Below are 24856 nucleotides of genomic sequence, written 5' to 3' on the forward strand. Positions count from 1 at the left end.
GGCTCACCACCCCAGGGATTCGAACAGCCCGGGCACGCCGTCCAGGGTGGGCAGGGTGGCGTCGGGGGTGTAATCGGCCAGGCGCTGGCGACCGGTGCCGCGGTCGATCCACACACAACGAAAGCCCATGTCCCGCGCGGCGGCGTGGTCCAGGTGCGGGCTGGCGCAGATGTGCACCACCTCGTCGAGGCTCACGCCCAATTGCTGGTGTGCATGGTCGAACAGCCGGCGATCAGGCTTGTAGGCACCGGCCTGCTGGGCGGTAATCACCCGGTCGATATGCCCGCCCAGTTGCGCCACGTTGCCGGCGATCACGTCATCGTCAGTGTTGGAGACGATGCACAGTTTGTAGCCCAGTGCCTTGAGCTGGCGGAGGGTCTCCACCACTTCCGGGAACGGTGGCATGGCGCTGATGCTGTCGGTCAGGATCGCACCGTCCTCGGCGCTGGCCGGCAGCCCCAGGTCTTTGAGTGCCAATTGCAGGCTCAGCCCCGCCAGGGTGCGGAAGTTGCGGTGGGGCGGGGTTTGTTCGAGGGTGTGCTCGTGGTGGTCATAGGCGCCAATCAGGGTCTCACCGGCCACCTGATGTTCACCTTTGTTCTTCAGGATACGGTCCACGGCGGCGCGCAGGCCTTCGTCCCACTGGATCAGCGTGCCGTAGCAGTCAAACGTCAGCCATTGCGGGCGAGGGGAGTGTTCGAGGGGCATGGGTTCACCTGTTGGGTTATCAGCGACCGAACCAGCATAGGAGCCGTGGCGGTCAGTGGGAAATTAAATTAACCTCTGCATCTAAGTTGAATTATCGATATGAGGCGCGCTGCCATGTTTGATCTCGAACTCCTGCAAACCCTGGTCTGTGTGGTGGACGAAGGTAGCTTCACCCGCGCCGCCGAGCGGGTGCACCGCACCCAATCCACAGTCAGCCAACAGATCCGCAAGCTGGAGGAAAGCGCCGGGCACCTGTTGCTGGTGCGTGATCGCTCCGGGCAACAGGTCAGCCCCACGGAGCACGGCGAACTGCTGACCCAATACGCTCGCCGTTTGCTGAACCTCTCCCGCGAAGCACGTGACGCGCTGAGTACCGAAGCGAGCAGGGTGCCGGTGCGCCTGGGCGTACCTGAAGATTTCGACGCGGCGCGCATGGCGTCGATGTTGTCCGGCTTCGTGCGCGCCCGCCCGGAAGCGCGGTTGGAAACGGTGAGCGGCATGAGTATCGACCTGCGGCGGCAACTGGACGCCGGCGAGATCGACATTGCCCTGATCAAACGCGAGGCCGGCAGCGGCGACTGCCACGCCAGTTGGCCGGAACCGCTGGTGTGGGTCAGCGGGCAGGACCAGGACCTGCACGCCGAAACCCTGCCGCTGGCGCTGTTTCCCCAGGGCTGCATCTACCGCCAGCGTGCGACCCGTGCGCTGGACAAATCCAGGCGCGGTTGGCGTGTGGCCTTTGGCAGCCACAGCCTCACCGGGATTCAGGCGGCGGTGAGTTCCGGTCTCGGAATCAGCCTATTGCCCCGCAGCGCGGTGCTGGCCAGCCATCGGGTGTGCAGCGAACTGCCGGCAGTGCCGCCGTCGGAACTGGCGTTGATCAGCGGTACAGAACGTCTGAGTGCAACCCAGCGCGGGCTGATCGAGTGTTTGCGCGAGGAAATTTCACTGTCACATGTTGGTGCATCTCATTGATTGCGCACTGTTTTATGGCGATTTTCCGCATGGCAACGTCTAGCTACGCGGTCTTGGCCCTGATTCGGTAGGTAGCTAGCTAACTGGTGTGGTAATTGCCTTGGATTATGGCAATTGGATATCACTCCAGGAGAGCGCCATGAGCCTGTCGAGCAACGCAATGCAACTATCCCCCTCCGAAAGAGGCTGGCTGCCCTGGCTGGGCAAGACCGGCAAGCTTGCGATGGGGTGGTCCTGCCGGGTCAATCGCGCGTTGTACCCGGTGATAGAGCAAACCTTCGAAGCCATTGCAGAAACCCGGGTCAAGCTTCTGCACACCTGGACCCGCGAGCAGTGGGAGCATATGAGCGAGTTGAGCAGTGCGCTCACCCGTGACGCGAGCCTCACGGATAACCGGTTGTTGCTGGACAAGCTGCGCCAGGCCAGCGATTTTTCCGAACTGTTCGTACTCGACACCACCGGCAACCTGCTGGCCTCGACCTGGACACACGCCGCGCCGCGCACGGTCAATCCAAAGGCGTTGTCCGCCGGGCTGAAAGCGCCGTTTCTGCACGGCCCGTATACCGACCCGCTGACCTTGCAGATCGGCCCTTCGACCTCACGTTTTCACGATGAAGTCACCCTGATGTTCTACCAGCCGCTGATCAGCGAAGGCCACGTGCTGGGCTGCCTGTGCGGGCGGGTACCCAACGACATCCTGGGCGACCTGATCCAGCGCGAAGCCGGGCATATCTACCCCGAGTCCGGCGATAACTACCTGTTCATGGTGCAGTCGCGCTTCGACCCGTCGATTCAGCCCGGCATCGCCCTGTCGCGCTCGCGCTTCGAAGACGGTGCCTTCACCCATGGCGAAAACCTCAAGAGCGGCGTGCACACACCCTGGAAAACCGTGCAGATTCAGCGTCACACCGAGCTGGAACTGCGCTTTATCGACCCGGCTACCCAGCAATTGCATCCCGGCGTGCGCGAAACCATCCGCAAGGGCTCCAACCTGTTTGTGACGTACCCGGGCTATTCGGATTACCGGCATATCCCGGTGGTGGGCAAGGGCGTGACGTTCGAGCTGCCCGGCTCGCCGGATCGGTGGGGCATGATGTGCGAGGCCGACCTGGAAGAGGTCTATCGCCGGCGCTCCTTGAGCCACGGCCTGATGAAACCGTACCTGGCGACTATGGTCGGTCTGTTTGCCGGCAACTTCCTGGTCCAGCACTACAGTAGCCTGCCCCAGCCGTGGATCGATGCCTGTGAAGTCGCGAGCATGGCGGTGGCCGCGTGGGTGTTCGCGCACCTGGGGCCTAAGCGCCTGGCCTCGCGCCTGAATGAAATGACCGGGGTGATCCGCACCATCGCCGAAGGCGAGGGCAACCTGCGCCAGCGCCTGGACAGCGGGCGTATGGTCAACGATGAAACCGGCGAGATGAGCCGCTGGATCAACAGTTTCATCGACCGACTGGATTCGGTGGTCGGCCAGGTGGTCAAGGCCAGCCACAGCGTGGGCAATACCAACCAGGCGATGCTCGGGCGCAGCCGGGAAGCGGGGCTGATGTCCCATGAAGTGGCCGACGCCACCCACCGCATGATGATCATCGTCGAGGAGCAATTGGGCGAAATCCAGCAAGCGTCAGTGAGCGCCGAACAAATGAAGCAGGCCATGGATGACGTGGTGAGCCGCGCGCGAGAACAGTTCCTCGAGGTGCAGGCGGGCACCCAGTCGATTCGCGACGTGGTGCTGCGCTCCTCGGAGAGCGTGCGTCGCCTGGACAGCCGCATGGCGCAGATCAGTTCGATCACCGGGCTGATCAGCAACATCACCCAACAGACCAACCTGTTGGCGCTCAACGCCGCCATCGAGGCGGCCCGTGCGGGAGAACACGGGCGCGGGTTTGCCGTGGTGGCAGACGAGGTGCGCAGCCTGGCCTCGCGCACGTCGCTGGCGGCAGAAGACATCCGCCAGATGGTCGAAGGCCTGCAAGGGGAAACCCGCCAGGCGGTGAGTTTCATGGACGATGGTGTGACCGACGTCGACAACAGCCTGCGCCTGGCCGAAGACGCCTCTTCGGAAAACGTGCAACTGCATCAGGCGGTGGAAAGCATGTTCAGCATCATCCAGCAGCTCAACGCCCGCAGCCTCGATTACGGCAAGACCATCAAGCAGGTCAGCCATTCCTCGGAGCAGATGCGCGTCACCGTCGGCGTGTTGCAAAGCAGTGCGGAGACGGTGCGGATCAATGCCGGCAAGTTGCAGAAGCTGGTGGGACTGTTCGAGGTCAGCGACGCGGCCTGAGCCGCGCACGGTTCAATTCACGGCAAGGCGTTGCGCGCGCAGGTGGTCGAGGCTGAACGCGCCAGCGCCGAACACGTAAACCTGCAAGAAGCCGCCGGCGATCGCCAGGTTCTTCAGGAAGTTGAGCAACTGGCCTTTGTCGCTGAACTGGTTATGGAACATCAGCGCCGTCAGCAGGCTGAAGGCGGCCAGCACCAGCGCTACCGGGCGCACGCGATAACCGAGCAAAAAGGCCGTGGCCAAGCCCAACTCGACGATCAGCGCAATGCCGTAGGCGAGGGTGGGCAATGGGGCGCCTTTGGACGCGATATAGGCGATCGTCGCCTCGGGCGCCAGCAACTTGCCGATCCCGCTGAATAGAAACAGCGCGACCAACAACGCACGACCAAGGAGCAAGGTGAAATTCTGGCGGGTATTCATGGGACGACCTGCAGGGTGGTGGGAGGCGTTTTCCACGGATCATTCACCAACGTCCGCAGGCGCGAAAGGCATCTGTGTTTATTCACACTATTTGATTTGCTGATAGGGCCCTGTGCATCTATCGAAGGCCGAACATGAACGCCCCTTTTTCCGGGCAGTTCTCGCTCTTGGCTTTGGTGGCGAGGCCCCGGTCACGCAGCTCGTTACAGATCTGCGCGATGTTTTTGGGGGTGATGTACAGGTTGCTGGAAAACCACGCGCGCTTGATTGCCGGCAGTTCTTCCAGCGCGCCGCCCGCCTTGAGTACACGCATCACGATGGTCGAGCAGCTCTTGCGCAACATCTGATAATTGGCGTTGGGTTTGCTGCGGATGGCGTACCACTCGGCCTGCATCGCTTGCAGGTTCAGCCCGGAGATCGTGTAGACCACGTGGGGTTTGCTGCCTTCGGCGCTGATATCCGACTCCAGAAACAGGTTGCGTTCCTGCGGCTGTTTTTCGGTCTTGGCTGCCCGGCCTTCCGGCCACCAACTCACATAGGCGGTGTTGTACTGCTCGATAAAGGCGCGGTCGCGATCACGTTCGCCGTCGTTGCGATAACTGTCATAACGGACTTCGATCATTTTGCCGATCACGGGATCGCCGATGTACATCGCGGCATGGCCGATATTCGTCCCATGGGGATACCAGATATAAACAACGACGCTTGCAGGTGAAGTCATGACGCACCCTGATGTCTTCCAGTGAATGCAGGCAGAACGGCCCGGGGCGCCGTTTTATTCCGATGGCTTTCAAATTCATTTCATTCGCCCGCCCGCTGGCGAGTTGCGGGCTTTTGCACAAGATGAAACGTTTAATCTGTCGATAAACGGCATACGCAAGCGCTTGCGCAGCAAAATACATCTGGCATAGAGTCGGCAACACTCGATTACAAAAACAATAAATCCTGGAGCTCAGCCATGAGCCTTGAACCCTTGCTCGAGATGCAGGGCATCAGCAAGACCTTCAATGGTCTGCGGGTGCTCAAGAGTGTCGGCCTGAAGGTCTACCCCGGCGAAATCCACGCCTTGATGGGGGAGAACGGCGCCGGCAAATCGACCCTCATGAAAATCCTTTCCGGCGCTTACCAGGCCGACCCCGGCGGTGAAATCCGCATCGGCGGCCAACTCGTCGCCACCTTCGACCCTGCCACTGCCAAAGCCCTCGGCATCGCCGTGATCTATCAGGAATTGAGCCTGTGCCCGAACCTGAGCGTGGCCGAGAACATCTACCTGGGCCGCGAACTGCGGCGTGGCTGGACCATCGACCGCAAGGGCATGGAGGCCGGCTGCATCGAGGTGCTGCAACGCCTTGGCGCCGAGTTCACTCCGGCCACGCGGGTCAGCAGCCTGTCGATTGCCGAGCGCCAACTGGTGGAAATCGCCCGCGCCCTGCATGCCCACGCCAGGCTCCTGGTGATGGACGAACCCACCACGCCGCTGTCATCCCGCGAGACCGATCGCCTGTTTGCGCTGATCAAACAGCTGCGCAGTCAGGGCCTGGCGATCATCTACATCAGTCACCGCATGGCGGAAATCTACGAGCTGTCGGACCGGGTGTCGGTACTGCGCGACGGCCAGTACATCGGCGAGCTGACCCGCGAGGCACTGTCGGCCGAGGTGCTGGTGAAAATGATGGTCGGGCGCGACCTGTCCGGTTTCTACAAGAAGGAACACGCCGCGTACAACCCGGGCGATGTGGTGATGCGCGTGCGCGACATGGCCGACGGCAAGCGCGTGCGTCAATGCAGTTTCGACCTGCATGCCGGCGAAGTGCTGGGCATCGCCGGGCTGGTCGGGGCCGGGCGCACCGAGCTGGCGCGGCTGATTTTCGCTGCCGACCCGCGCACCAGTGGCACCCTGGAAGTGGTCGGTAAAACAGTGACTCAATTGCGCACCCCGGCCGATGCGATTCGTGCCGGCGTCGTGTATCTCACCGAAGACCGCAAGGCCCAGGGCCTGTTTCTGGACATGAGCGTGGCCGACAACATCAATGTGTGCGCCTGCGTGCCGGACGCCCGCGCCGGTGGCGTACTCGACCGTGCCCAGGGCGCACGGCGCGCCAGCGACGCGATCAAGTCGCTGTCGATTCGCGTGGCGTCGGGCAAGGTCAATGTCGGGGCGTTGTCCGGCGGCAATCAGCAAAAGGTGCTGTTGGCGCGGCTGCTGGAGGTCAAGCCCCATGTGCTGATTCTCGATGAGCCCACGCGCGGCGTGGATATCGGCTCCAAGTCCGAGATCTACCGCATCATCAATCAACTGGCCGAGGCCGGCGTGGGCGTAGTGGTGATCTCCAGCGAGTTGCCGGAAATCATCGGCACCTGCGACCGCGTGCTGATCATGCGTGAAGGCCGGTTGGTGGCCGAAGTCGGCGGGGCCTCGGGCCACGTCATCTCCCAGGAACGTATTATCGACCTCGCCACCGGTGGCGATCAGGTGGCTGCCAATGGCTGAGTTGAAGGTTGCAACAACGGGCAAGGCTGAACGCGCTCGCGAGCTGATGCGCACGGTCGGCATGTTGCCGGTGCTGGTCTTGCTGCTGGTGGGCTTCGCCCTGGCCAGCGAGAACTTCCTGACGGTGCAGAACCTGTCGATCATCACCCAGCAGGCCTCGGTCAACGTGGTGCTGGCGGCAGGCATGACGTTTGTGATCCTCACGGCGGGCATCGACCTGTCAGTGGGCGCAATCCTGGCGGCGTCGGCGGTGGTGGCATTGCAGGTTTCGCTGTCGCCGCAGTTCGGGATGTTCGGGATTGCTGCCGGCATCGGCTTCGGCTTGCTGCTGGGGTTGGTCAACGGTGGCCTGATCGCCTTTATGCGCCTGCCGCCGTTTATCGTCACCCTCGGCGCGCTGACGGCCATGCGCGGCCTGGCGCGGCTGCTGGCCGATGACAAGACCGTGTTCAACCCGGACCTGCCGTTTGCGTTTATCGGCAATGACTCGATCCTCGGCGTGCCTTGGTTGGTGGTGATCGCCGTGGCGGTGGTGCTGCTGTCGTGGTTCATCCTGCGGCGCACGGTGATGGGCGTGCAGATCTACTCGGTGGGCGGCAACCCGGAGGCCGCGCGGCTGTCGGGCATCAAGGTGTGGAAGGTGTTGCTGTTCGTCTACGCCATGTCCGGCGCGCTGGCCGGGCTCGGCGCGGTGATGAGCGCCTCGCGCCTGTTTGCCGCCAACGGCCTGCAACTGGGGCAATCCTACGAGCTGGATGCGATTGCCGCAGTGATCCTCGGCGGCACCAGTTTTACCGGCGGCGTCGGCACCATCGGCGGCACGCTGATCGGGGCACTGATCATCGCCGTGCTGACCAACGGCCTGGTGCTGCTGGGTGTCTCGGACATCTGGCAGTACATCATCAAGGGCATCGTGATCATCGGCGCGGTGGCGCTGGATCGTTATCGCCAGTCCGGCGCGCGCACCTGATTTCACTCAAACAACAATCACAAGAGAGACCCGCATGAACGTCAAACGCCTCTTTCCCGTCATTGCCCTGGCTGCCCTGATGGCCCAAACCGTCGAAGCCCGTGAACTCAAGGCCCTCGGCATCAGCATGGGCTCCCTGGGCAACCCGTATTTCGTGACCCTGGCCGATGGCGCGACCGCCCGGGCCAAGGAGCTGAACCCCAACGTCAAGGTCACTTCGGTATCGGCCGACTATGATCTGAGCAAGCAGTTTTCGCAGATCGACAACTTCATTTCGTCCAAGGTCGATCTGATTCTGCTCAACGCCGTGGACCCGTCCGCCATGGCCTCGGCGATCAAGAAAGCGCGTGACGCCGGCATTGTAGTCGTCGCCGTGGATGTGGACGCCAAGGGCGTGAACGCCACCGTGCAGACCGACAACGTCGAAGCCGGCAAGCTGGCTTGCCAGTTCCTGGTGGACAAGCTGTCGGGCAAGGGCAATGTGATCATTCAGAACGGCCCCCAAGTCACCGCCGTGACCGACCGCGTCAAAGGTTGCAAGGCGGCGCTGGCCGCCGCGCCGGAGATCAAGGTGCTGTCCGATGATCAGGACGGCAAAGGCTCGCGCGAAGGCGGCCTGAATGTGATGCAGGGCTACCTCACACGCTTCCCGAAAATCGACGGCCTGTTCGCGATCAACGACCCGCAAGCCATCGGCAGCGACCTGGCGGCCAGGCAGCTTAAACGCAGCGGCATCATCATCACGTCGGTGGACGGCGCGCCGGACATCGAGAATGCGCTGAAGAGCGAGTCGCAGATCCAGGCGTCTTCCAGCCAGGACCCGTGGGCCATGGCCCAGACGGCGGTGAACGTCGGCAATGACATTCTCAATGACAAAGCCCCGGCCGAAGCGGTTACCCTGCTCACGCCAAAACTGATCACCCGGGACAACGTGGGCACCTACACCGGTTGGTCGAGCAAACATTGATCCGTTGAAGGGAAGGGGAGCCGTATCGTGGTCACCATGGATGACGTGGCAAGCAGGGCGGGCGTGTCGACCTCGACCGTCTCCCACGTGTTGAACGGCACCCGCAAGGTCAGCCCGGCCACGGTGCAGGCGGTCCAGCGGGCGATTCAGGAGCTGGGGTATATCCCCAACACCCTGGCGCGCTCGTTGGCCCGGTCGAGCACCAACACCATTGGCGTGGCGATCTCGGCACTGTCCAACCACTACTTCAGCGAAACGGTGCACGCAATCGAAACCGAGTGCGCCAAGCACGGCTACATGATGCTGTTCGTCGACACCCACGACGACCCGGAGCAGGAGCTGCGGGTGGTTACCGCGCTGCATCACCGTCGCGTCGACGGCATCCTGCTGGCGCCGTCCACCGGCTCGCGGGCTCTGGAGTATTTGCGCGCCAACGAAATGCCCACGGTGCTGGTGGATCGCATGATGAGCACGCAATTCGATCAGGTCGGGGTGGAGAACACCCGGTCCACCCAGGCCTTGGTCGCGCACCTGATTGAACACGGTCACCGCCGTATCGGCTTTATCGCCGGTCGCGCGGGGCTGGGCACGACCGATGAACGGGTGGCCGGTTACCGCGCAGCGTTGCAGGCGGCCGGCCTGGGGTTCGATGCGCAACTGCTGGTCAACGGCGGTTCGAACAGCGAGCCGGCCAGGGCAGCCACTGCACAACTGCTGGCGTTGAACGAGCCGCCCACGGCGATCATGGCCGGCAACAACCTGATGACCCTGGGCGCCATGCACGCCTTGCGCGACGCACGTATCGACGTGCCGGCGCAGATGGCCCTGGTGGGCTTCGATGATTTTGACTGGGCGGACTTCTTTGTGCCGCGCCTCACCCTGATCGCGCAGCCGGTCAAGGCCTTGGGTGCGCAGGCGGTAGACCTGCTGCTGCAACGCATGACCACGCCCGACGCACCGACCCGGAGCGTGCGTCTGGCGCCCACCCTGCAACTGCGTAATTCATGTGGCTGTCTCTGATTGGAATGACACACGTATGAGCCTTCCTGTTTCCCTCGGTATTGATCTCGGCACTTCGGAACTCAAGGCCATCCTGATGGACGCCAGCGGCACCGTGCTGGCGCGCACCGGCGTGCACCTCGACGTGATGCGGCGGCACAGCGGCTGGTCCGAGCAGAACCCCGAGGACTGGTGGCAGGCCTGCCTGCAAGCACTTGCGCAATTGCGTGTGCATGAAGCTTTTGCCCGCGTGGCCTGCATCGGTTTGTCGGGGCAGATGCACGGCGCGGTGCTGCTGGATGAGGATGACCGGGTGCTGTACCCGGCGATTCTATGGGACGACTCCCGCGCCGTGGCCGAGGCGGCAAGCCTGGGCGCGGGCTTTGCCGACGCCACCGGCAGCCTGCCCATGGCCGGGCTTACCGCGCCCAAGCTGCTGTGGTTGCAGCGACATGAGCCCGACGTGTTCAAGGCGATCGATTGCGTGCTGTCGCCCAAGGACTACCTGCGTCTGCGCCTGAGTGGCGAGCGTGTCAGCGACGTGTCGGACGCGGCGGGTACGCTGTGGCTGGAGGTGGCTCGACGGCAGTGGTACGCGCCGATGGTACAGGCTACCGGCCTTGAACTGGCGCAGTTGCCCCGGCTGGTGGAGGGCGGCGCCGTCAGTGCGGTAGCCCGTAGCGACTGGGGGCTGGGCGAGGGCGTGGTGATTGCCGGCGGCGGTGGCGACAACCCGGTGGCCGCCGTGGGGATCGGCGCCGTGAATGCCGGCGATGCGTTCATCACCCTTGGCACCAGCGCGGCGATTGTGGCGATTACCGACCAGGCGGCGGGCAACCCGGCCAGCGCCGTGCACAGCTTTTGCCATGCGTTACCGGGACGTTGGTACACCATGGGGGCCATGCTGGCCGGGGCCAGTTGCCTGCGCTGGGTGACGCGGCTGACCGGCACGCTGGATGAACAGACGCTGCTGGACCAGGTGCAAGCGCAGTTGCCCATCACGCAGACGGTGCCGCTTTCAACTCCGCTGTTTCTGCCCTACCTGGCTGGTGAACGTACGCCGCACAACGACCCCCTGCTGCGGGGCGGCTTCATGAACCTTGGCCACGACTGCACGCCGGCGAGGCTGGGGTATGCGGTGATGGAGGGGGTCGGGTTCGGGCTGCTGGATGCGTTGAATGCGGTAGAGTCGGCCGGCGCCAGGGTCGGCGCTTGCGCATTGGTGGGCGGCGGTGCGCGCAGTGAATATTGGGCGCAGTTGCTGGCCAATATCCTCCAGCGTGAAATCTTTACCCTGGACGGCAGTGAATTGAGCGCCTGCATCGGCGCGGCCAAGCTGGGGCTCCTGGCGATCGGGCAAGGCGCGTCGTTATTGCCGGCGGGCATGCCGGTCAAGGCACGCTACCGGCCAGACCCGGCGCAACAACCGGTGCTGGAAACCCGTTATCGCAAGTTTCAGGGGTTGTTGGGCGCGGCCACCGCGTTGCACGACTGAAGGGTGTGTTGCCCCAAACGGTGACGAGCGGGCAAATCCGCTCGCCACAACAGGTTGGTTCACCTCGATACGTCAGGCGGTCGCCGCCGCCAGTTCCCGCAAAACGGTGATCAACGACGTCTGCCCCTTCAACACCCGGTCATGCTCGAAGCAAATCCATTCCTCGTTGAAACCGTCGATCATTCGAATACGGGGCATCGGGTTTTGCGCGCCTTGTTCGCGAAACAGCGGCTCCCAGGTGTCACGCGGCACAACGTGCGCGGTGACGCCGCGCCCCAGCACCTGCGTAAGGGCCAGCGCCAGGTCGTTGGGGCTCACGCGTTGCGGGCCTTCCAGTTCCACCACGCGGCGACCGCTCCAGTGTTGCTGGATCAGTTGGGCGCCGAGCAGGCCGATGTCCGCCGTGGCGATCATCGGCACGGCCTTGTCCAGCGGTTGCAGGAAGCTGTTGATCACACCGCTCTCGCGGGCGGCAATCAGGTCATACAGCGAGTTCTCCATGAACCAGCCCGGTCGCAGAAAGGTCACCGGCAGGTCCAGGTCGCTCAAGGCCTGCTCCATCATCGTGCGGGTGGTCAGCAGGTTCACCTGTGCGGCCTGGGCGCCGATGGTCGACAGGCACAACACTTTGGGCGGTGCAGCGGCTTTCAGGGCTTCGACGATGGCGGCGATTTCCGCCTGGGCCTCGGGGAAGCCCGGCTGGGGGTCGAAGCACGGTGGCGGCAGGATAAACACCGCGGTGGCGCCCTTGAAGGCTTCGGTCAGTGCCGGTGCGTCGGTCATGTCGGCAATCGCAATCTCGCAGCCGAGTTTCTTCCAGTCTTCGCCTTTGGCCGCATTGCGTACCACGCCGCGTACGGCTTGGCCTTGCTTGAGCAGTTCACGCGCCAGTGCCCCGCCGACTTTGCCAGTGATTCCGGTGATGACATACATGGTGTTCACGCCTGTGGTTGCTGTAAGTGAGGCCCAGCTTAAACACCGGTGAATGCTGCAAAAATAGCCATGCCGTCATTACAAAGGTGACTTCAAGTCATTAATCCCCCAGCGGCGGCAAACGCCGTTTCACCGGGGTTTTCTTGACGATCGCCGTATTGGTTTCGGCATACACATTGAGCCGGTCGAGCAGGCTGTCCAGGTGCTCCATGGTGCGCACATGCAGGCGTGCGATAAAACAGTCGTCACCGGTGACCTTGTCGCATTCGGTGAACTCGGGAATCGCCTGGATCTGCCGTTCCACTTCCTGCAATTTGCCGGGCAGAGGGCGAATGCGCACGATGGCTTGCAGCAGGTAGCCGAAATGCGTGGGGTCGATGTCGACGGTGTAGTGGGTCAGTACGCCACGTTCTTCCAGGCGGCGCAGGCGCTCGCCGACGCTGGGCGAAGACAGCCCGGTGATCCCGGCGAGGGCTTTGAGGGAGAGGCGCGAGTCGTCCATCAGGGCGGCGATCAGTTGCTGGTCGATGGTGTCGATCATGGTGTTTGCCTAATTAATAAAGGTCAATTGGCGAGCTGGCCTTGTTTAGGCGCTGGAGCCGCTGCCGATCAGATTGCCATACTGGAGCCTCATTTGAGGAGCTTCAATCGTGGACACATCTATCCGTCGCGGTTCGTGGGAAATGATCGCCGCCATGCTGATCTCGGGCACCATTGGCTGGTTTGTGCTGGTATCTGGCGTGTCGGTGCGCGAAGTGGTGTTCTGGCGCTGCGTCATCGGTGCACTGGCCTTGCTGCTGGTGTGCGCCTGGCTGGGTTACCTGCGCCGGGACTTGCTGAGCCGGACTTCATTGGGCCTGGCGATGCTCAGCGGCGTGGCCATCGTCGGCAATTGGCTGCTGTTGTTCGAGTCCTATTCCCATGCGTCCATCGCCATCAGCACGGCGGTGTACAACGTGCAGCCGTTCATGTTGGTCATGCTGGCGGCGGTATTTCTGAGCGAGAAGATCACCGTGCAGAAGCTCGCGTGGTTGAGCGTGGCGTTCCTCGGCATGTTGGCGATCGTGACGGCCCACGGTGATTCGTCGCGTGCTGAAGGTTATCTGGCGGGGATCGGGCTGGCATTGGGTGCTGCGTTCTTGTATGCGGTTGCCGCATTGATCATCAAGCGCTTGAAGACGGTACCGCCGCATTTGATGGCGTTCATCCAGGTTGCGACCGGGGCTGTGCTGCTCGCGCCCTGGGTGCCCTGGAACGGTTTGCCTGCCGCGCCCACCGCCTGGGCGGCGTTGGTGACACTCGGCGTGGTGCACACCGGCTTGATGTATGTGTTGCTCTACGGCGCGATCCAGAAACTGCCGACGGCCCTGACCGGCGCACTGTCGTTCATCTACCCGATTGCGGCGATCTTCGTCGACTGGATCGCTTTCGGTCACCAGCTGGGTTGGCTGCAATGGCTGGGGGTGACGGCGATTCTGCTGGCAGCCGCCGGGTTGCAGCGGGGCTGGTGGTGGCCCCGCTCCCTGAACGTCAGTGCGTGCCCTGGAAAATGATATTTTCCGGGTTGAAATGCTCCACCGTGCTGCCTGGCTGCGGCAGGCCGAGGATATGGCCCTTGATCTTGCCCACCACATGCATTTCGCAGGGTTTGCAGTCGAACTTCAGGGTCAGCACTTCATCGCCGTGGATCAACTGCATCGGTGCGACCTTGGTGCGCACGCCCGTTACACCCTTGGCCTGTTTGGGACACAGGTTGAACGAGAAACGCAGGCAGTGCTTGGTGATCATCACCGGCACTTCGCCGGTTTCTTCGTGGGCTTCGAAGGCGGCGTCGATCAGCTTCACCCCGTGGCGGTGGTAGAAGTCGCGAGCCTTCTGGTTATACACGTTGGCCAGGAACGACAGATGCGCCTCCGGGTACACCGGCGGTGGCGTGGTTTCGGCTTTGCGGCCACCGCGCGGATGCGCTGCAACGCGCGCAGCGGTCAGCGCTTCGATCACTTCGCGGCGCAACGCCTTGAGTTGCGAGTTGGGGATGAAGAACGCCTGCGGCGCATCCAGCCGGATGTCGGTGGCGTGGTATTCGGTGGTGCCCAGTTGGCCGAGCAGGTCGCGCAGGGTGTCCAGCGCCTGCTCCGGTTTGTTGGCTACGCCGAACGGGCCGGGCAGGGCGACGCTGGCGCTGATGCCTTCTTCGCTGGTGGCGGTCACGTCCAACTGGTCTTCGCGCAGGCGCGCAACCCAGGTCAGGCCGATACGGCGTTCGGACGAAGTCTTGAGCAGCGCCTGTTGCCAGTTATGGTCCAGGTTGCGATTCAGCGCGTGGTTGGGGCGCAGCTGGTGCAGGCCTGCCGGCATTTCGTTCGGCTCGACGCGGTAGCGGTAGCGTTTCTGACCGTCTTCTTCGAACTCGCCTTTGGGCTCGGCGATGTTGGCGCGAAAACCCACGACTTCGCGCTTGATCAGCACGTTCAGGCCATCGCCATTGGACAGCGGCTCATGGGTGACGACTTGCAGGTCGCGCTTGCCGGCTTTCTCCACCACACCCACCGGCAGGCCGGTGAAAGTCGGGGTGTCGAAGGCGCCGATGTCGATCTTGCGGTCGGTGACGAAATAGTCGGTGCTGCCACGGTGAAAGGTCTTTTCCGGGTCGGGCAGGAAGAAGTGCGCGGTACGCCCGCTGGACGCGCGGGCCAGGTCCGGGCGGTCCTCCAGGATGTCGTCGAGGCGCTGGCGGTAGTAGGCGGTGATGTTCTTCACATAGCCCATGTCCTTGTAGCGACCTTCGATCTTGAACGACCGCACGCCGGCTTCGACAAGCGCGCGGAGGTTGGCGCTCTGGTTGTTGTCCTTCATCGACAGCAGATGTTTTTCGAAGGCTACGACGCGGCCCTGATCGTCTTTCAAGGTGTAGGGCAGGCGGCAGGCCTGGGAGCAGTCGCCCCGGTTGGCGCTGCGACCGTTCTGCGCGTGGGAGATGTTGCATTGCCCGGAGAACGCCACACACAGCGCGCCGTGGATAAAGAACTCGATGGCGGCATCGGTCTGCTCGGCGATGGTGCGGATCTCTTGCAGGTTCAGCTCGCGGGCCAATACCAACTGCGAGAAACCGGCCTGGTCGAGAAACTTGGCACGGGCCAGGGTGCGGATGTCGGTCTGGGTGCTGGCATGCAGCTCGATGGGCGGAATATCCAGCTCCATCACGCCCAGATCCTGCACGATCAGCGCGTCGACACCGGCGTCGTAGAGCTCATGGATCAGCTTGCGCGCTGGCTCCAGCTCGTTGTCATGCAAAATGGTGTTGATGGTGGTGAACACGCGCGCGTGGTAACGGCGGGCGAATTCCACCAGAGACGCGATATCACTCACGTCGTTACAGGCGTTATGGCGCGCGCCGAAGCTTGGGCCGCCAATGTACACGGCGTCGGCGCCATGCAGGATAGCCTCGCGCGCGATGGCGACATCGCGGGCAGGGCTGAGCAATTCCAGGTGATGCTTGGGCAAGGACATAGTTTTTTTAGTCAGGCTTGTCACGGTCGAGGCGCGCATTGTAGCCGTGAAATGCCTGACCGGCATCTACCGCAGGGCTGTCAGTTCAGAGGGGGCAATGCGCCTTGGCTGTGAAGACGGCGGCACAATCGATAGAGATGTCGCCTGACCCGCCGCTTTCGCGGGCAAGCCCGCTCCCACAGGGGATTGGTGGTGGCTGGAAAACGCTGTCATCAGGGCCATTGCGCCGGGCACTGTCTTACCAACAATAGAACTCCAATGTGGGAGCGGGCTTGTCGGGTCGCCGCATCGCCTCGAAGACGGCGGCATGGCTGACAGGGATGTCATCTGACCCACCGCCCCCAGCGATTCAGGCCTTGGCGGCCATCGCGGTGACTTCCACGCGCATGCCGTCGACCGCTAATGCGGCGACGCCAACGGCCGCACGTACTGGCCAGGGCTTGGCGAAAAAGCGCTTGTAGACTTCGTTGAACGCGGCGCGGTCGGCCATGTCGGTGAGGTAGATGGTCAGGTGCATCACCCGGTCCATGGAGCTGCCGGCCTTTTCCAGGGCGACTTTCAGCGCTTGCAGGGTGCATTCGCTTTGCAGGGTGATATCGCCCAGTTCCAGGCTGCCGTCGGCACGGGTCGGTATCTGGGTGGAAACCAGGATGCCGTTGAAACCGATCACGTCGGAAGATATCGAGTCGGCATCGGGGTCCGGGGTGTACTGCAGGTCGTGGTTGGCCATGGGCGCCTCTCGTTGGCAGAGTGAGAAAGGCGCCATGGTCCCCGAAAAGATCCCTCGGGGCAAACTACGCCCAGCGCTTGAACAGCACGCTGGCATTCACCCCGCCAAAACCGAAGCCGTTGGACAACGCGTATTCGATCGACATAGGCCGCGCATGGCCGCGCACCATGTCCAGTCCTTCGGCGAGGGCGTCCGGGTTGTCCAGGTTCAGGGTCACCGGAGCGATCTGGTCACGCAGGGCAAGCACGGTGAAAATCGCTTCGATGCCGCCCGCAGCGCCCAGCAAGTGGCCGGTGGCGGACTTGGTCGAGCTGATCGCCGGGTGGCCAAGGGTGCCGAAAACGGTCCTGATGGCCGCCAGCTCGCCTTTATCGCCCACTGGCGTCGAGGTGGCATGGGCGTTCAGGTACTGCACCTGCGCGGCGTCCACCCCGGCCTGGCGCAGCGCTTGCAGCATGGCACGGCGTGCGCCGTCGCCATCCTCCGGCCCGGCGGTCATGTGGTAGGCATCGGCGCTGGTGCCGTAGCCCACCAATTCGGCGAGGGGCTGCGCGCCACGGGCCAGGGCGTGGTCCAGGGATTCGATGACCAGAATGCCGGCGCCTTCGCCCATGACGAAACCGTCACGGGCCTGATCGAATGGCCGCGACGCCCGCTCGGGTGTGTCGTTGAAGTCGCTGGACAACGCCCGCGCCGCGGCGAAACCGGCCAGGCTGACCCGGTGAATCGCCGCTTCGGCACCCCCGCACACGGCCACATCGACTTCGCCGGCGCGGATCATCCGCGCCGCATCGCCAATCGCCTGCACACCCGCCGCGCAAGCGGTCACCGGAGCGCCCAGCGGGCCTTTGAGTCCGTAATTGATCGACACATGCCCGGCGGCCATGTTGCTCAGGAATGACGGAATGGTGAACGGCGACAGCCGCCGCGGGCCCTTGCTGTCGGTGGTGCGCACGGCCTCGGCGATCGCCGGAAAGCCGCCCACGCCGGAGGCGATGATGGTGGCGGTGCGCTCTTGCGCCTCGACGCTATCGGGTGCCCAGCCGGACTGCTTCAACGCCTCATCGGCGGCAGCCAGGGCAAACAGAATGAAACGGTCCATCTTGCGCTGTTCCTTGGCCGCCAGGAGCTGATCAGGATCGAACCCGGCCTGCGGGTCCTGCAACGTGCTTTGCACCTGGCCACCGATGCTCACGGCCAGGTCTCCGATCAACGCCTCCGGCAGGCGACGAATGCCCGATTGCCCGTCCAGCAGACGTTGCCAAGTGGACTCCACACTGGCGCCCAGCGGCGTCACCGCGCCCATGCCTGTCACAACGATACGTTTGCTCATGATCAATCGACTCCGGTTGCATTGAGGGTTACAGACTCTATGGACGTCACTATCATCATGAAAGTAACATGGCGTCCTACAACTGTGTACCGTCGAGCAGGAACCGCCATGCAACGCAAATCCCTCACGAGTGAAGAATGCCCCGTCGCCCGCAGCCTGGAGCGGGTCGGGGAGTGGTGGAGCATGTTGATCATGCGCGACGCTTTGCAGGGTCTGCGCCGTTTCGACGAGTTTTCACGCAGCCTGGGGATTGCGCCGAACATGCTGACCCGCCGCCTGAACGGGCTGGTGCACGCCGGGATGCTCGAACGCCGCGCCTACAGCGAGCGCCCACCGCGCGATGAGTACGTGCCGACAGCCAGGGGCGAGGATTTGCGCATGGTGCTGATGGCGCTGGTGGCGTTCGGCAATCGGCATTACGCCGAGGAGGGCACCAGCGTAGCGCTGGTGGAGCGTGACACGGGCCTGGCGGTGCAGCCGATGATGGTGAATGCCGAAGGGAAGGTGGTGGCGCTGGAGGATTGCGCCTTGCAGGCCGGCCCGGCCGCCAGCGCGGGGATGCGCCAGCGGTTGGGCTCGACGCCGCAGTGATTACAACAGGGTGAACGGGTAGTCGACGATCAGGCGCAGCTCATTGAGCTTGCCGTCACGCTGATCGGCATTCGATGACACGATGGCGTCGCGCACCCGCAGCGACAGGTTTTTCGCCGGGCCGCTTTGCAGCACGTACTTGGCCTCCACATCGGTCTCGTGGTGATCGCCGTCGGCGCCGTAATCACCCACATAAGCGCTATTGGCCGGGGTGTGGGTGCCGTTGATGTCCGAGCCATTCACGTAGCGGGTCATGAAGCTCAGGCCCGGCACGCCGTAGCTGGCCATGTTCAGGTCATAACGAATGCCCCAGGACTGCTCGCCCGGGCCGTTGAAGTCACCCCATTGAATCGAGTTGGCCAGGTACACCGAGTCGCCACCTTCGCCGGCGCCGTTGTTGCCGGTGCCGATGTAGTCGAACGGCGTATCGCCATGCACCTTCTGGAACGACAGCGTCAGTGTGTGAGCGGTCAGGAACGAATAGGCCGCTGCCAGCGAATACGTGGTGTTGTTGATCGCACCGGCCTTGGCGCTGCCGGTGTCGAGGGTGCGGTACAGGTTGCCGTCCAGTGCCAGCGACTGGTCGTGGCCCAGCGGGAGCACATAGTTGAGGTTGGTGTAGTACTGGCGCCAGATATCTTCCAGTTCGCCCGCATACAGCGTTGCACTCAACGACGGAGTGAAGGTGTATTTGCCGCCGACAAAACTTGCACTGTTGGCCGCGACGTTGGCGTAGGTCGCATAGATGTCGTGGTCATGGTTGCTGGTCATGCCGCTGTTGGTGCTGGTGAAGTGCCCGGCTTCCAGGTCCAGGCCGGCAATCTCGCTGCTGGTCAGATCGAAGCCGGTGGCGGTCTGCGGCAGGATCCGCGTACCGCCGGTGGCGAACACCGGCGCGGTGGGCTGCAGGTCGCCGAATTTCAGCTGGGTCCTGGAGACTTTGATCTTGACTGCTGCGCCCACCGAGCCGTAACCGTCCTGGGGGTCACCATGGCGGTCGGTCGGCAGGTCGCCGGTGCCAGCATCGGCGTGGGTAGCGTCGAGCTTCATCGCGCCATAGGCGTAGGCATCCACGCCAAACCCGATAGTGCCCTGGGTGAAGCCCGAGGCGTAGTTGAGCATCGCGCCTTGGGTCCAGTCGCGGTTGTCGGCCTTGCCGCTTTGCCGGTCGCGGTCGAAATAATAGTTACGCAACAGCCCGGTGACGCTGCTGCCGTCGATAAATCCCTTGGATTCGGCCTGGTCGGTGACGGACTCGGCAAACGCCGTTTGACTGAGGCTGGCGCACACCGCCAGTGTTAACAGACTGCACTGTTTAAGCATGTTGTTCATTTCCCCGGAATACGTTGAGCGCGCACAGAAACACTGCACTTTGTTGGGTGCTGCAAAGGGTTTTATGGGCAGGTTTTTCAGCTGGGAGCGTTGAGTTTTTATTCTGTTCGACGTGGTTGTCGAAATCGATTCTATGCCCAGTCTGCGCGGGCTGCAGCCAGGTCCGGGATTAAACTCGATTAATTAAACTTCACTATTTTTAATCGATGCCGGGTGTAGCGTTGGGCGGGTCCTGGCCGCTCTGCTTCGACAAAAACCTTTGGTTGCCGCCGCAGGATCTGCGGCGGATTTTTTACGCGTCCGGTCTTTTCAGTGGGCGGCTCAGTTGAACTCACTTATGCTGCGACCCCCCTGGCTGAAACCTTCGAGACGCTGCATGAGCATGAAGTCCACCTTGCCCGAGGCCATTCCCGGCGCCCGCCCGGTGCACCTGCCGGCGCTGATCGCGTTCGAGTGCGTGGCGCGCCACATGAACTTCGCCCGGGCCGCAGCCGAGCTGGACGTCACGCCCACCGCCATGTCCAAGACCATCAAGCAACTGGAAGCGCAATTGGGCGTGCGGCTGTTCAACCGCACCACCCGCAGCGTGGCGCTGACCGAGTCCGGCACCCAGTTGCTCGATACCCTGGCGCCCGCGCTGGAACAGATCCGCTTTTCGGTGCAGCAGGTACACGACACCGCCACCCGACCGTACGGCGCCTTGAAGATCAACAGCTCCTACGTGGCCTACGCCTCGCTGATCGAGCCCCATATGGCGGCGTTTCTTGCGCAGTACCCGGACATCACCCTGGATATCGCGGTAGACAACACGCTCAGCGACATCGTGGGCGAAGGGTTTGATGCGGGAATCCGCCTGGGCCAGGCCCTGCAACGCGACATGATCGCGGTGCCGCTGGGTGCATCACAGCCGATGGTGGTGGTGGCCACGCCGCACTATTTGAAACACTCGGCGCCGTTGAACACCCCTGAGGATTTGCTGGCCCATGACTGCATCCGTCAGCGCCTGAGCAGCCGCGGGCCGTTCATGGACTGGATCTTTCGCATTGGCCAGGCCAACGTCAAGATCGACGTAAAGGGACGCCTGGTGCTGGATGAGATGCGCACCACGTTGTCGGCGGCGCGCCAGGGCTGCGGGGTGGCCATGGTGTTCCGGCCATTCGCCGAAGCGGAAATCCGCAGCGGCCAGTTGGTGCCGCTGCTGGAGCAGTACGCCGAGCCCGCCGAGACCTTCCACCTGTATTACGCCAACCGTGCGCAAATGCCCGGCAAGCTCCGGGCATTCATCGACTTCTTTCAGCAGCGCAACCGTCAGGCTATCGAGTAGCCGCCGTCCGCCAACAAGGCATGGCCAGACACGTAGCTTGAGTCTTCGGAACCGAGAAACGCCACCACGGTCGCCATTTCTTCGGCGCTGCCGAAGCGGCTGGCCGGCGTGCCGGCGGCGAACGCATGCTGGGCTTCCACCGACGGCCAGATCCCGCGGTGATGGAACGGTGTTTCGATCAGTCCCGGGCACAACGCGTTCACGCGCACACCCTGTTTGAACCACTCGATGGACGCTGTCTTGGTCATGCCCACCACCGCGTGTTTGCTGGCGATGTACAGCGCGGCGCTGTCAAAGCCGATTACGCCGCCCATGGACGCGTTGTTGATGATGCTGCCGAAGCCTTGTTCCAGCATGACCCTGGCTTCGTGCTTCATGCAGTTGAAGACCCCGCGCACATTGGGCTCGAACACCAGGTCGAAGCGTGCGTTGTCCTGCTCGACCAGCGGCGCGAACACGCCTTCGGTCCCGGCATTGTTGAAGGCGATGTCGAGTTTGCCGTAGGTGTCCACGGCAAACTTGACCATGGCGATGATGTCGGCTTCACGGGTCACGTCGACCACGATGGACGCGGCGATCCCGCCGTTGGCGGTGATCTCAGCGACCACCTCGTCCAGTTCGCTCTGGCGGCGGGCGGCGGCAACGATCTTCGCACCGCGCTGGGCCAGCACGATGGCCGCCGCCCGACCGATGCCGGAACTGGCACCGGTGATCAGCGCGACTTTACCTTCGAGTTGGCGTGGAGTGGATGAGGTCATGGCAATCTCCGTTCATGTGCTGCGCAAGGCGGTGTGCTTGCGCTATGGGCACAGGTTACGGCGCAGGATTACCCTCGATAATCCACGCAATCCTCAGTGAGTCATTAACCTTGGGTTCATTGTTGAGCGCTCTGGCTTTGAACCTGGCGTAACGCTCCCGGTTGCTCCGGCTTGCCGTCGACAATCACCAGGAACCGGCGCTGTTCCGGTCCGTCGCCCTGGACGATCTGGCGGATAGGGCCCACGGTGGATACCACGGCGGCGCCCGCCGGGTTGGTCATGAACGCCAGCAACGGTTCAAGCTTGCCGCTGCCATCGGCATTGGGCGCCAATGCCAGGGTGTACGGCTGTTTCGGCTCCAGGCCAGTCACGCCGGCTTGCAGCACTTGGGTCAGCCCCTGGCTGAACAGCGTGACGCTGGTGGCGGGTTGCCCGGTGGCCTGGCCAATGCTTTGCAAACCCAGGTGCAACGCCTGGCCCGCCACGCCCAACGGCTTGAGGTTGTCGGTGCCGGCGCCCCGGGTCACGGCATTCGGCACATAAGCGATGGCTTGCGGCGCCTGGCCGATGGCGATGTTGTCGCCGATCAGTTGGTTGGTCAGGGTGTCGATCACGGCGAAGGCGTCATCGTTCTCCAGGCCCACATAGATCCGCGTGCCATCCCCCGACGGCCAGATGCCGTGGGGCAGGCGACCCACCTTGACGGTGGCGATTTTTTCAAAGGTATCGGTGCGGTACACCTGCACCTCATTCAGGCCGCCGACGGTGATGTAGGCAAACGAGCCCTTGGCGTTTTTCACCAGGTTGACGTGGTTGGCGATCGGGCCGATGTCCAGGGTCTTGAGCAGGGTGAACGGCGGTGTGGCGCTGAAGACCTGGGCCTTGCCGATGTCCTTGAGGGTGAACCACACCTGCTTGCCGTCGGCGGAAGCGGCGATGTTCGGGCAGAACGGGCTGGCCTGCTGCACTTCACCGACTTTCTTGTGGTCGGCCACGGTGAAGATTTCAGTCAAGGGGTTGAAGGAGGAGCACACATAACCGTATTTGCCGTCCGGGGAAAATATCTGCATGCCCGGGCCCGCCTGGGTCTTGATGCGGGTTTTTTCCTGGTAGGTCTTGGCGTCGATCACCGACACATAGTCCTCGCCGCGCACCGTCACCCAGACGTCCTTGCCGTCGGGGGTGAAAAACGCCTCGTGGGGCGCGCGGCCAACGTAGGTTTTGTGCTTGACGGTATTGGTCTCGGTGTCGATGAACGACACTGAGTTCGTGCCGATGGACACCACTGCCAGGGTCTTGTGGTCCGGCGAAAAGCCCATGCCGTGCACCAGCACTTCGCCGCGGTACAGCGGGCTGAGGTTGCCGGGTTGCGGGTCGCCCAGGCTGATCACGCCCAACAGCTTGTTGTCGACCGGGTCGACCACCGACACCGTGTTCGAATACTGTTCCGCCGCGTAGAGCCGGTCCTGGTGGGTGATCGGAATGTCCGGGGCAGAGGCCTTGCCGGGAATCTGCCCGGCAAAACTGCCGGTGGCGCAGGCGATCAGGGCGAGGTTCAGCAGGGACAGTGTCAGCGTTGAACGTTTCATGCAGATTTCCTTGTGTAAGGTCAATTCGCGGGGACGGCGGGTGTTTGGGTGGGGGCGGGTGCAGGCGGTGGCGGCGGGTCGCCCACGGCCAGGCGCATGGCCGCGATCTCTTGCTGCTGTTCCACGATGATTTCCTGGGCCAGGCGCCGCAGTTGTTCGTTCTTGCCGTACTTGAGCAAGGTCACGGCCATGTCGATGGCGCCCTGGTGGTGAGCCGTCATCGAGGTGACGAAATCGCGGTCGATATCGCCGGTGGGGGGCGCGTCCATGCCGGTCATCATGCGGGTCATGGCGGCGTTGTTTTCGTCGATGAACGCGGCTTCGTGGGCCGGTGGCGCGGCGTGGGCCAAGACAGAAAACAGCACGCCGGACAAACCGCACAGCACAACGGCTGGGCCTTGCGTGGGGGAGCGGAAGATTCCCATAAGAGGATTCCCTGAATGGAGGTGCCCGGTACGACGCACGCCGACGACTTCTATTCCACCCTGGCTTGCGCCAGTATGTTCACTCGCTGCCTGCCCTGACCGAGAACGGATGACACCCCCATGACCGAAAACCTGCTCGACGCCGTTCGCCGTTACGTCGAGGCCAACGCCAACCCGGCGGGCGTGGCCCAGACCCCGATCCCCGGCTTGACCACCATTCGTTGCACCGCCCCGAGCGGGTTGCTGCACGACATGCCCAACCCGCTGGTGTGCCTGGTGCTGCAAGGCACCAAGGACGTGACCCTCGGTACCGAGACCTTTACCTTCGAGGCCGGGGATTCGTTGCTGGTGACCGCCGACGTGCCCACCGTAAGCCAGATCACCCGGGCCAGCGTCGAGGCGCCGTACCTGTCTATCGTGTTGAACCTGGATGCGGCAGTGATCGCCGAGCTGTCGTTGCAGATGAAGCCGCAGCAGGCGTCCACGGGCCTTCAGGTCAAGGCCGCCGAGCGCATCGATGAGCAAGTGGCCGATACGGCGTTGCGCCTGATGCGCTTGCTGGAGTTTCCCGCGTCGGCCCCGGTGCTGCATGCGCAGCTGGTGCGTGAGTTGCACTATTGGTTGCTCGCCGGACGCCACGGCGCCGCGATCCTTCGCCTCGGCTTGGCCGACGGCCAGGCGCACCGGGTGGCGCGGGCGGTGGCGGTGCTGCGCGCCGACTACCGGCAGGCGCTGCCGGTGGAGCGCCTGGCGGCAGCGGCGGGGATGAGTCCGTCGTCGTTCCATCGGCACTTTCGCGCGGTCACCTCGTTGTCGCCGTTGCAGTTCCAGAAGAACCTGCGGTTGATCGAGGCACGTCGCTTGATGATGTCCGAAGGCGCCTCGGCCAGCAGCGCGGCGTTCAATGTCGGCTATGAAAGCGTGTCGCAGTTCAACCGCGAATACGCCCGGATGTTCGGCCTGCCGCCGATCAAGGACGTGGAATCGGTGAAGGACTGGGCCAGAGCCTCGGCTTAGGCTCT

General features: G+C 63.2%; 23 protein-coding genes. 11 read left to right on the plus strand and 12 right to left on the minus strand.

Annotated elements, in window-relative coordinates; all coding sequences use genetic code 11:
* Positions 1-3: 3 nt before the first annotated feature.
* Positions 4-708, minus strand: coding sequence for a haloacid dehalogenase type II (locus tag ACW9IB_RS16140; protein WP_457414432.1), 705 nt, complete (start codon positions 706-708; stop codon positions 4-6).
* A gap of 114 nt (positions 709-822) precedes the next feature.
* Here ACW9IB_RS16140 and ACW9IB_RS16145 point away from each other — a divergent pair, with 114 nt between their 5' ends.
* Both ACW9IB_RS16145 and ACW9IB_RS16150 read left to right on the plus strand, forming a co-directional pair.
* Positions 823-1683, plus strand: a complete 861-nt coding sequence (locus tag ACW9IB_RS16145) for a LysR family transcriptional regulator (protein ID WP_457414435.1) — start codon at positions 823-825, stop codon at positions 1681-1683.
* A 1651-nt stretch (positions 1684-3334) separates the two neighbouring features.
* Positions 3335-3967 (plus strand): methyl-accepting chemotaxis protein, encoded by a 633-nt coding sequence (locus ACW9IB_RS16150; protein ID WP_457368686.1) that lies wholly within the window; start codon positions 3335-3337, stop codon positions 3965-3967.
* A gap of 12 nt (positions 3968-3979) precedes the next feature.
* On the opposite strand, the gene ACW9IB_RS16155 is transcribed toward ACW9IB_RS16150, so the two are convergent.
* Together ACW9IB_RS16155 and ACW9IB_RS16160 are read right to left on the minus strand one after the other, a co-directional pair.
* Entirely contained in the window at positions 3980-4387 is a 408-nt protein-coding gene (locus tag ACW9IB_RS16155) for a DoxX family protein (protein WP_457414437.1), read from the minus strand.
* A 118-nt stretch (positions 4388-4505) separates the two neighbouring features.
* Entirely contained in the window at positions 4506-5108 is a 603-nt protein-coding gene (locus ACW9IB_RS16160; RefSeq protein WP_457368674.1) for a hypothetical protein, read from the minus strand.
* Between the two features lie 237 nt (positions 5109-5345).
* Here ACW9IB_RS16160 and ACW9IB_RS16165 point away from each other — a divergent pair, with 237 nt between their 5' ends.
* The 5 genes from ACW9IB_RS16165 to xylB are packed head-to-tail and all read left to right on the plus strand — an operon-like array spanning position 5346 to position 11309.
* The gene (locus ACW9IB_RS16165; protein WP_457368675.1) at positions 5346-6878 is read left to right on the plus strand and encodes a sugar ABC transporter ATP-binding protein; all 1533 of its coding nucleotides are present in this window, start codon (positions 5346-5348) and stop codon (positions 6876-6878) included.
* Complete coding sequence (locus tag ACW9IB_RS16170; protein ID WP_457368676.1) at positions 6871-7848, plus strand: ABC transporter permease subunit; 978 nt, start codon at positions 6871-6873, stop codon at positions 7846-7848. Before ACW9IB_RS16165 ends, ACW9IB_RS16170 begins: the two co-directional genes overlap by 8 nt.
* Positions 7849-7882: 34 nt before the next feature.
* On the plus strand, positions 7883-8815 hold the full coding sequence (locus ACW9IB_RS16175; protein ID WP_457368677.1) for an ABC transporter substrate-binding protein: 933 nt from the start codon (positions 7883-7885) through the stop codon (positions 8813-8815).
* Positions 8816-8842: 27 nt separating this feature from the next.
* Positions 8843-9835 carry a LacI family DNA-binding transcriptional regulator gene (locus tag ACW9IB_RS16180; RefSeq protein ID WP_457368678.1) on the plus strand — a complete coding sequence of 331 codons (993 nt, stop codon included), beginning with the start codon at positions 8843-8845 and terminating at the stop codon, positions 9833-9835.
* A gap of 16 nt (positions 9836-9851) precedes the next feature.
* A complete protein-coding gene (xylB, locus tag ACW9IB_RS16185; protein ID WP_457414439.1) occupies positions 9852-11309 on the plus strand; it encodes a xylulokinase in 1458 nt (485 codons plus the stop codon).
* A gap of 72 nt (positions 11310-11381) precedes the next feature.
* On the opposite strand, the gene ACW9IB_RS16190 is transcribed toward xylB, so the two are convergent.
* Positions 11382-12242: an NAD(P)H-binding protein gene (locus ACW9IB_RS16190; protein ID WP_457414441.1), complete on the minus strand. Its 861-nt coding sequence runs from the start codon at positions 12240-12242 to the stop codon at positions 11382-11384.
* Between the two features lie 100 nt (positions 12243-12342).
* Positions 12343-12783 carry an Lrp/AsnC family transcriptional regulator gene (locus tag ACW9IB_RS16195; protein ID WP_457414442.1) on the minus strand — a complete coding sequence of 147 codons (441 nt, stop codon included), beginning with the start codon at positions 12781-12783 and terminating at the stop codon, positions 12343-12345.
* 109 nt (positions 12784-12892) lie between these two features.
* Here ACW9IB_RS16195 and ACW9IB_RS16200 point away from each other — a divergent pair, with 109 nt between their 5' ends.
* Positions 12893-13795 (plus strand): DMT family transporter, encoded by a 903-nt coding sequence (locus ACW9IB_RS16200; protein WP_457414443.1) that lies wholly within the window; start codon positions 12893-12895, stop codon positions 13793-13795.
* On the opposite strand, the gene ACW9IB_RS16205 is transcribed toward ACW9IB_RS16200, so the two are convergent.
* From ACW9IB_RS16205 to fabF, 3 genes are all read right to left on the minus strand, one after another.
* Positions 13773-15752 carry a peptidase U32 family protein gene (locus ACW9IB_RS16205; RefSeq protein ID WP_457368683.1) on the minus strand — a complete coding sequence of 660 codons (1980 nt, stop codon included), beginning with the start codon at positions 15750-15752 and terminating at the stop codon, positions 13773-13775. The genes ACW9IB_RS16200 and ACW9IB_RS16205 overlap by 23 nt on opposite strands.
* Before the next feature lie 349 nt (positions 15753-16101).
* Positions 16102-16482 carry a RidA family protein gene (locus tag ACW9IB_RS16210; protein ID WP_457368782.1) on the minus strand — a complete coding sequence of 127 codons (381 nt, stop codon included), beginning with the start codon at positions 16480-16482 and terminating at the stop codon, positions 16102-16104.
* A 64-nt stretch (positions 16483-16546) separates the two neighbouring features.
* Complete coding sequence (gene fabF / locus ACW9IB_RS16215; protein ID WP_457414445.1) at positions 16547-17815, minus strand: beta-ketoacyl-ACP synthase II; 1269 nt, start codon at positions 17813-17815, stop codon at positions 16547-16549.
* Between the two features lie 108 nt (positions 17816-17923).
* On the opposite strand from fabF, the gene ACW9IB_RS16220 reads away from it, so the two are divergent.
* The gene (locus ACW9IB_RS16220) at positions 17924-18406 is read left to right on the plus strand and encodes a winged helix-turn-helix transcriptional regulator (protein WP_457414446.1); all 483 of its coding nucleotides are present in this window, start codon (positions 17924-17926) and stop codon (positions 18404-18406) included.
* Here ACW9IB_RS16220 and ACW9IB_RS16225 read toward each other — a convergent pair whose 3' ends face one another.
* Positions 18407-19729, minus strand: coding sequence for an OprD family porin (locus ACW9IB_RS16225; protein WP_457414447.1), 1323 nt, complete (start codon positions 19727-19729; stop codon positions 18407-18409). It abuts the gene before it with no gap.
* A gap of 385 nt (positions 19730-20114) precedes the next feature.
* Here ACW9IB_RS16225 and ACW9IB_RS16230 point away from each other — a divergent pair, with 385 nt between their 5' ends.
* Positions 20115-21062, plus strand: a complete 948-nt coding sequence (locus tag ACW9IB_RS16230; protein WP_457368786.1) for a LysR family transcriptional regulator — start codon at positions 20115-20117, stop codon at positions 21060-21062.
* Here ACW9IB_RS16230 and ACW9IB_RS16235 read toward each other — a convergent pair.
* The 3 genes from ACW9IB_RS16235 to ACW9IB_RS16245 form a co-directional block, all read right to left on the minus strand.
* Positions 21047-21820 carry an SDR family NAD(P)-dependent oxidoreductase gene (locus ACW9IB_RS16235; RefSeq protein ID WP_457368787.1) on the minus strand — a complete coding sequence of 258 codons (774 nt, stop codon included), beginning with the start codon at positions 21818-21820 and terminating at the stop codon, positions 21047-21049. The genes ACW9IB_RS16230 and ACW9IB_RS16235 overlap by 16 nt on opposite strands.
* Positions 21821-21936: 116 nt before the next feature.
* Positions 21937-23409, minus strand: coding sequence for a YncE family protein (locus ACW9IB_RS16240; protein WP_457414450.1), 1473 nt, complete (start codon positions 23407-23409; stop codon positions 21937-21939).
* Between the two features lie 20 nt (positions 23410-23429).
* On the minus strand, positions 23430-23834 hold the full coding sequence (locus tag ACW9IB_RS16245) for a DUF305 domain-containing protein (protein WP_457414451.1): 405 nt from the start codon (positions 23832-23834) through the stop codon (positions 23430-23432).
* A gap of 120 nt (positions 23835-23954) precedes the next feature.
* On the opposite strand from ACW9IB_RS16245, the gene ACW9IB_RS16250 reads away from it, so the two are divergent.
* On the plus strand, positions 23955-24851 hold the full coding sequence (locus ACW9IB_RS16250; RefSeq protein WP_457414452.1) for an AraC family transcriptional regulator N-terminal domain-containing protein: 897 nt from the start codon (positions 23955-23957) through the stop codon (positions 24849-24851).
* The last annotated feature ends 5 nt before the right edge of the window (positions 24852-24856 follow it).

The organism is Pseudomonas sp. SDO524_S393 (assembly GCF_054071875.1).

Coding starts and splice junctions, on each gene's coding strand:
- ACW9IB_RS16140 (WP_457414432.1), bottom strand. CDS start 708: ATGCCCCTCGAACACTCCCCTCGCCCGCAATGGCTGACGTTTGACTGC.
- ACW9IB_RS16145 (WP_457414435.1), top strand. CDS start 823: ATGTTTGATCTCGAACTCCTGCAAACCCTGGTCTGTGTGGTGGACGAA.
- ACW9IB_RS16150 (WP_457368686.1), top strand. CDS start 3,335: ATGGATGACGTGGTGAGCCGCGCGCGAGAACAGTTCCTCGAGGTGCAG.
- ACW9IB_RS16155 (WP_457414437.1), bottom strand. CDS start 4,387: ATGAATACCCGCCAGAATTTCACCTTGCTCCTTGGTCGTGCGTTGTTG.
- ACW9IB_RS16160 (WP_457368674.1), bottom strand. CDS start 5,108: ATGACTTCACCTGCAAGCGTCGTTGTTTATATCTGGTATCCCCATGGG.
- ACW9IB_RS16165 (WP_457368675.1), top strand. CDS start 5,346: ATGAGCCTTGAACCCTTGCTCGAGATGCAGGGCATCAGCAAGACCTTC.
- ACW9IB_RS16170 (WP_457368676.1), top strand. CDS start 6,871: ATGGCTGAGTTGAAGGTTGCAACAACGGGCAAGGCTGAACGCGCTCGC.
- ACW9IB_RS16175 (WP_457368677.1), top strand. CDS start 7,883: ATGAACGTCAAACGCCTCTTTCCCGTCATTGCCCTGGCTGCCCTGATG.
- xylB (WP_457414439.1), top strand. CDS start 9,852: ATGAGCCTTCCTGTTTCCCTCGGTATTGATCTCGGCACTTCGGAACTC.
- ACW9IB_RS16190 (WP_457414441.1), bottom strand. CDS start 12,242: ATGTATGTCATCACCGGAATCACTGGCAAAGTCGGCGGGGCACTGGCG.
- ACW9IB_RS16195 (WP_457414442.1), bottom strand. CDS start 12,783: ATGATCGACACCATCGACCAGCAACTGATCGCCGCCCTGATGGACGAC.
- ACW9IB_RS16205 (WP_457368683.1), bottom strand. CDS start 15,752: ATGTCCTTGCCCAAGCATCACCTGGAATTGCTCAGCCCTGCCCGCGAT.
- ACW9IB_RS16210 (WP_457368782.1), bottom strand. CDS start 16,482: ATGGCCAACCACGACCTGCAGTACACCCCGGACCCCGATGCCGACTCG.
- fabF (WP_457414445.1), bottom strand. CDS start 17,815: ATGAGCAAACGTATCGTTGTGACAGGCATGGGCGCGGTGACGCCGCTG.
- ACW9IB_RS16220 (WP_457414446.1), top strand. CDS start 17,924: ATGCAACGCAAATCCCTCACGAGTGAAGAATGCCCCGTCGCCCGCAGC.
- ACW9IB_RS16225 (WP_457414447.1), bottom strand. CDS start 19,729: ATGCTTAAACAGTGCAGTCTGTTAACACTGGCGGTGTGCGCCAGCCTC.
- ACW9IB_RS16230 (WP_457368786.1), top strand. CDS start 20,115: ATGAGCATGAAGTCCACCTTGCCCGAGGCCATTCCCGGCGCCCGCCCG.
- ACW9IB_RS16235 (WP_457368787.1), bottom strand. CDS start 21,820: ATGACCTCATCCACTCCACGCCAACTCGAAGGTAAAGTCGCGCTGATC.
- ACW9IB_RS16240 (WP_457414450.1), bottom strand. CDS start 23,409: ATGAAACGTTCAACGCTGACACTGTCCCTGCTGAACCTCGCCCTGATC.
- ACW9IB_RS16245 (WP_457414451.1), bottom strand. CDS start 23,834: ATGGGAATCTTCCGCTCCCCCACGCAAGGCCCAGCCGTTGTGCTGTGC.
- ACW9IB_RS16250 (WP_457414452.1), top strand. CDS start 23,955: ATGACCGAAAACCTGCTCGACGCCGTTCGCCGTTACGTCGAGGCCAAC.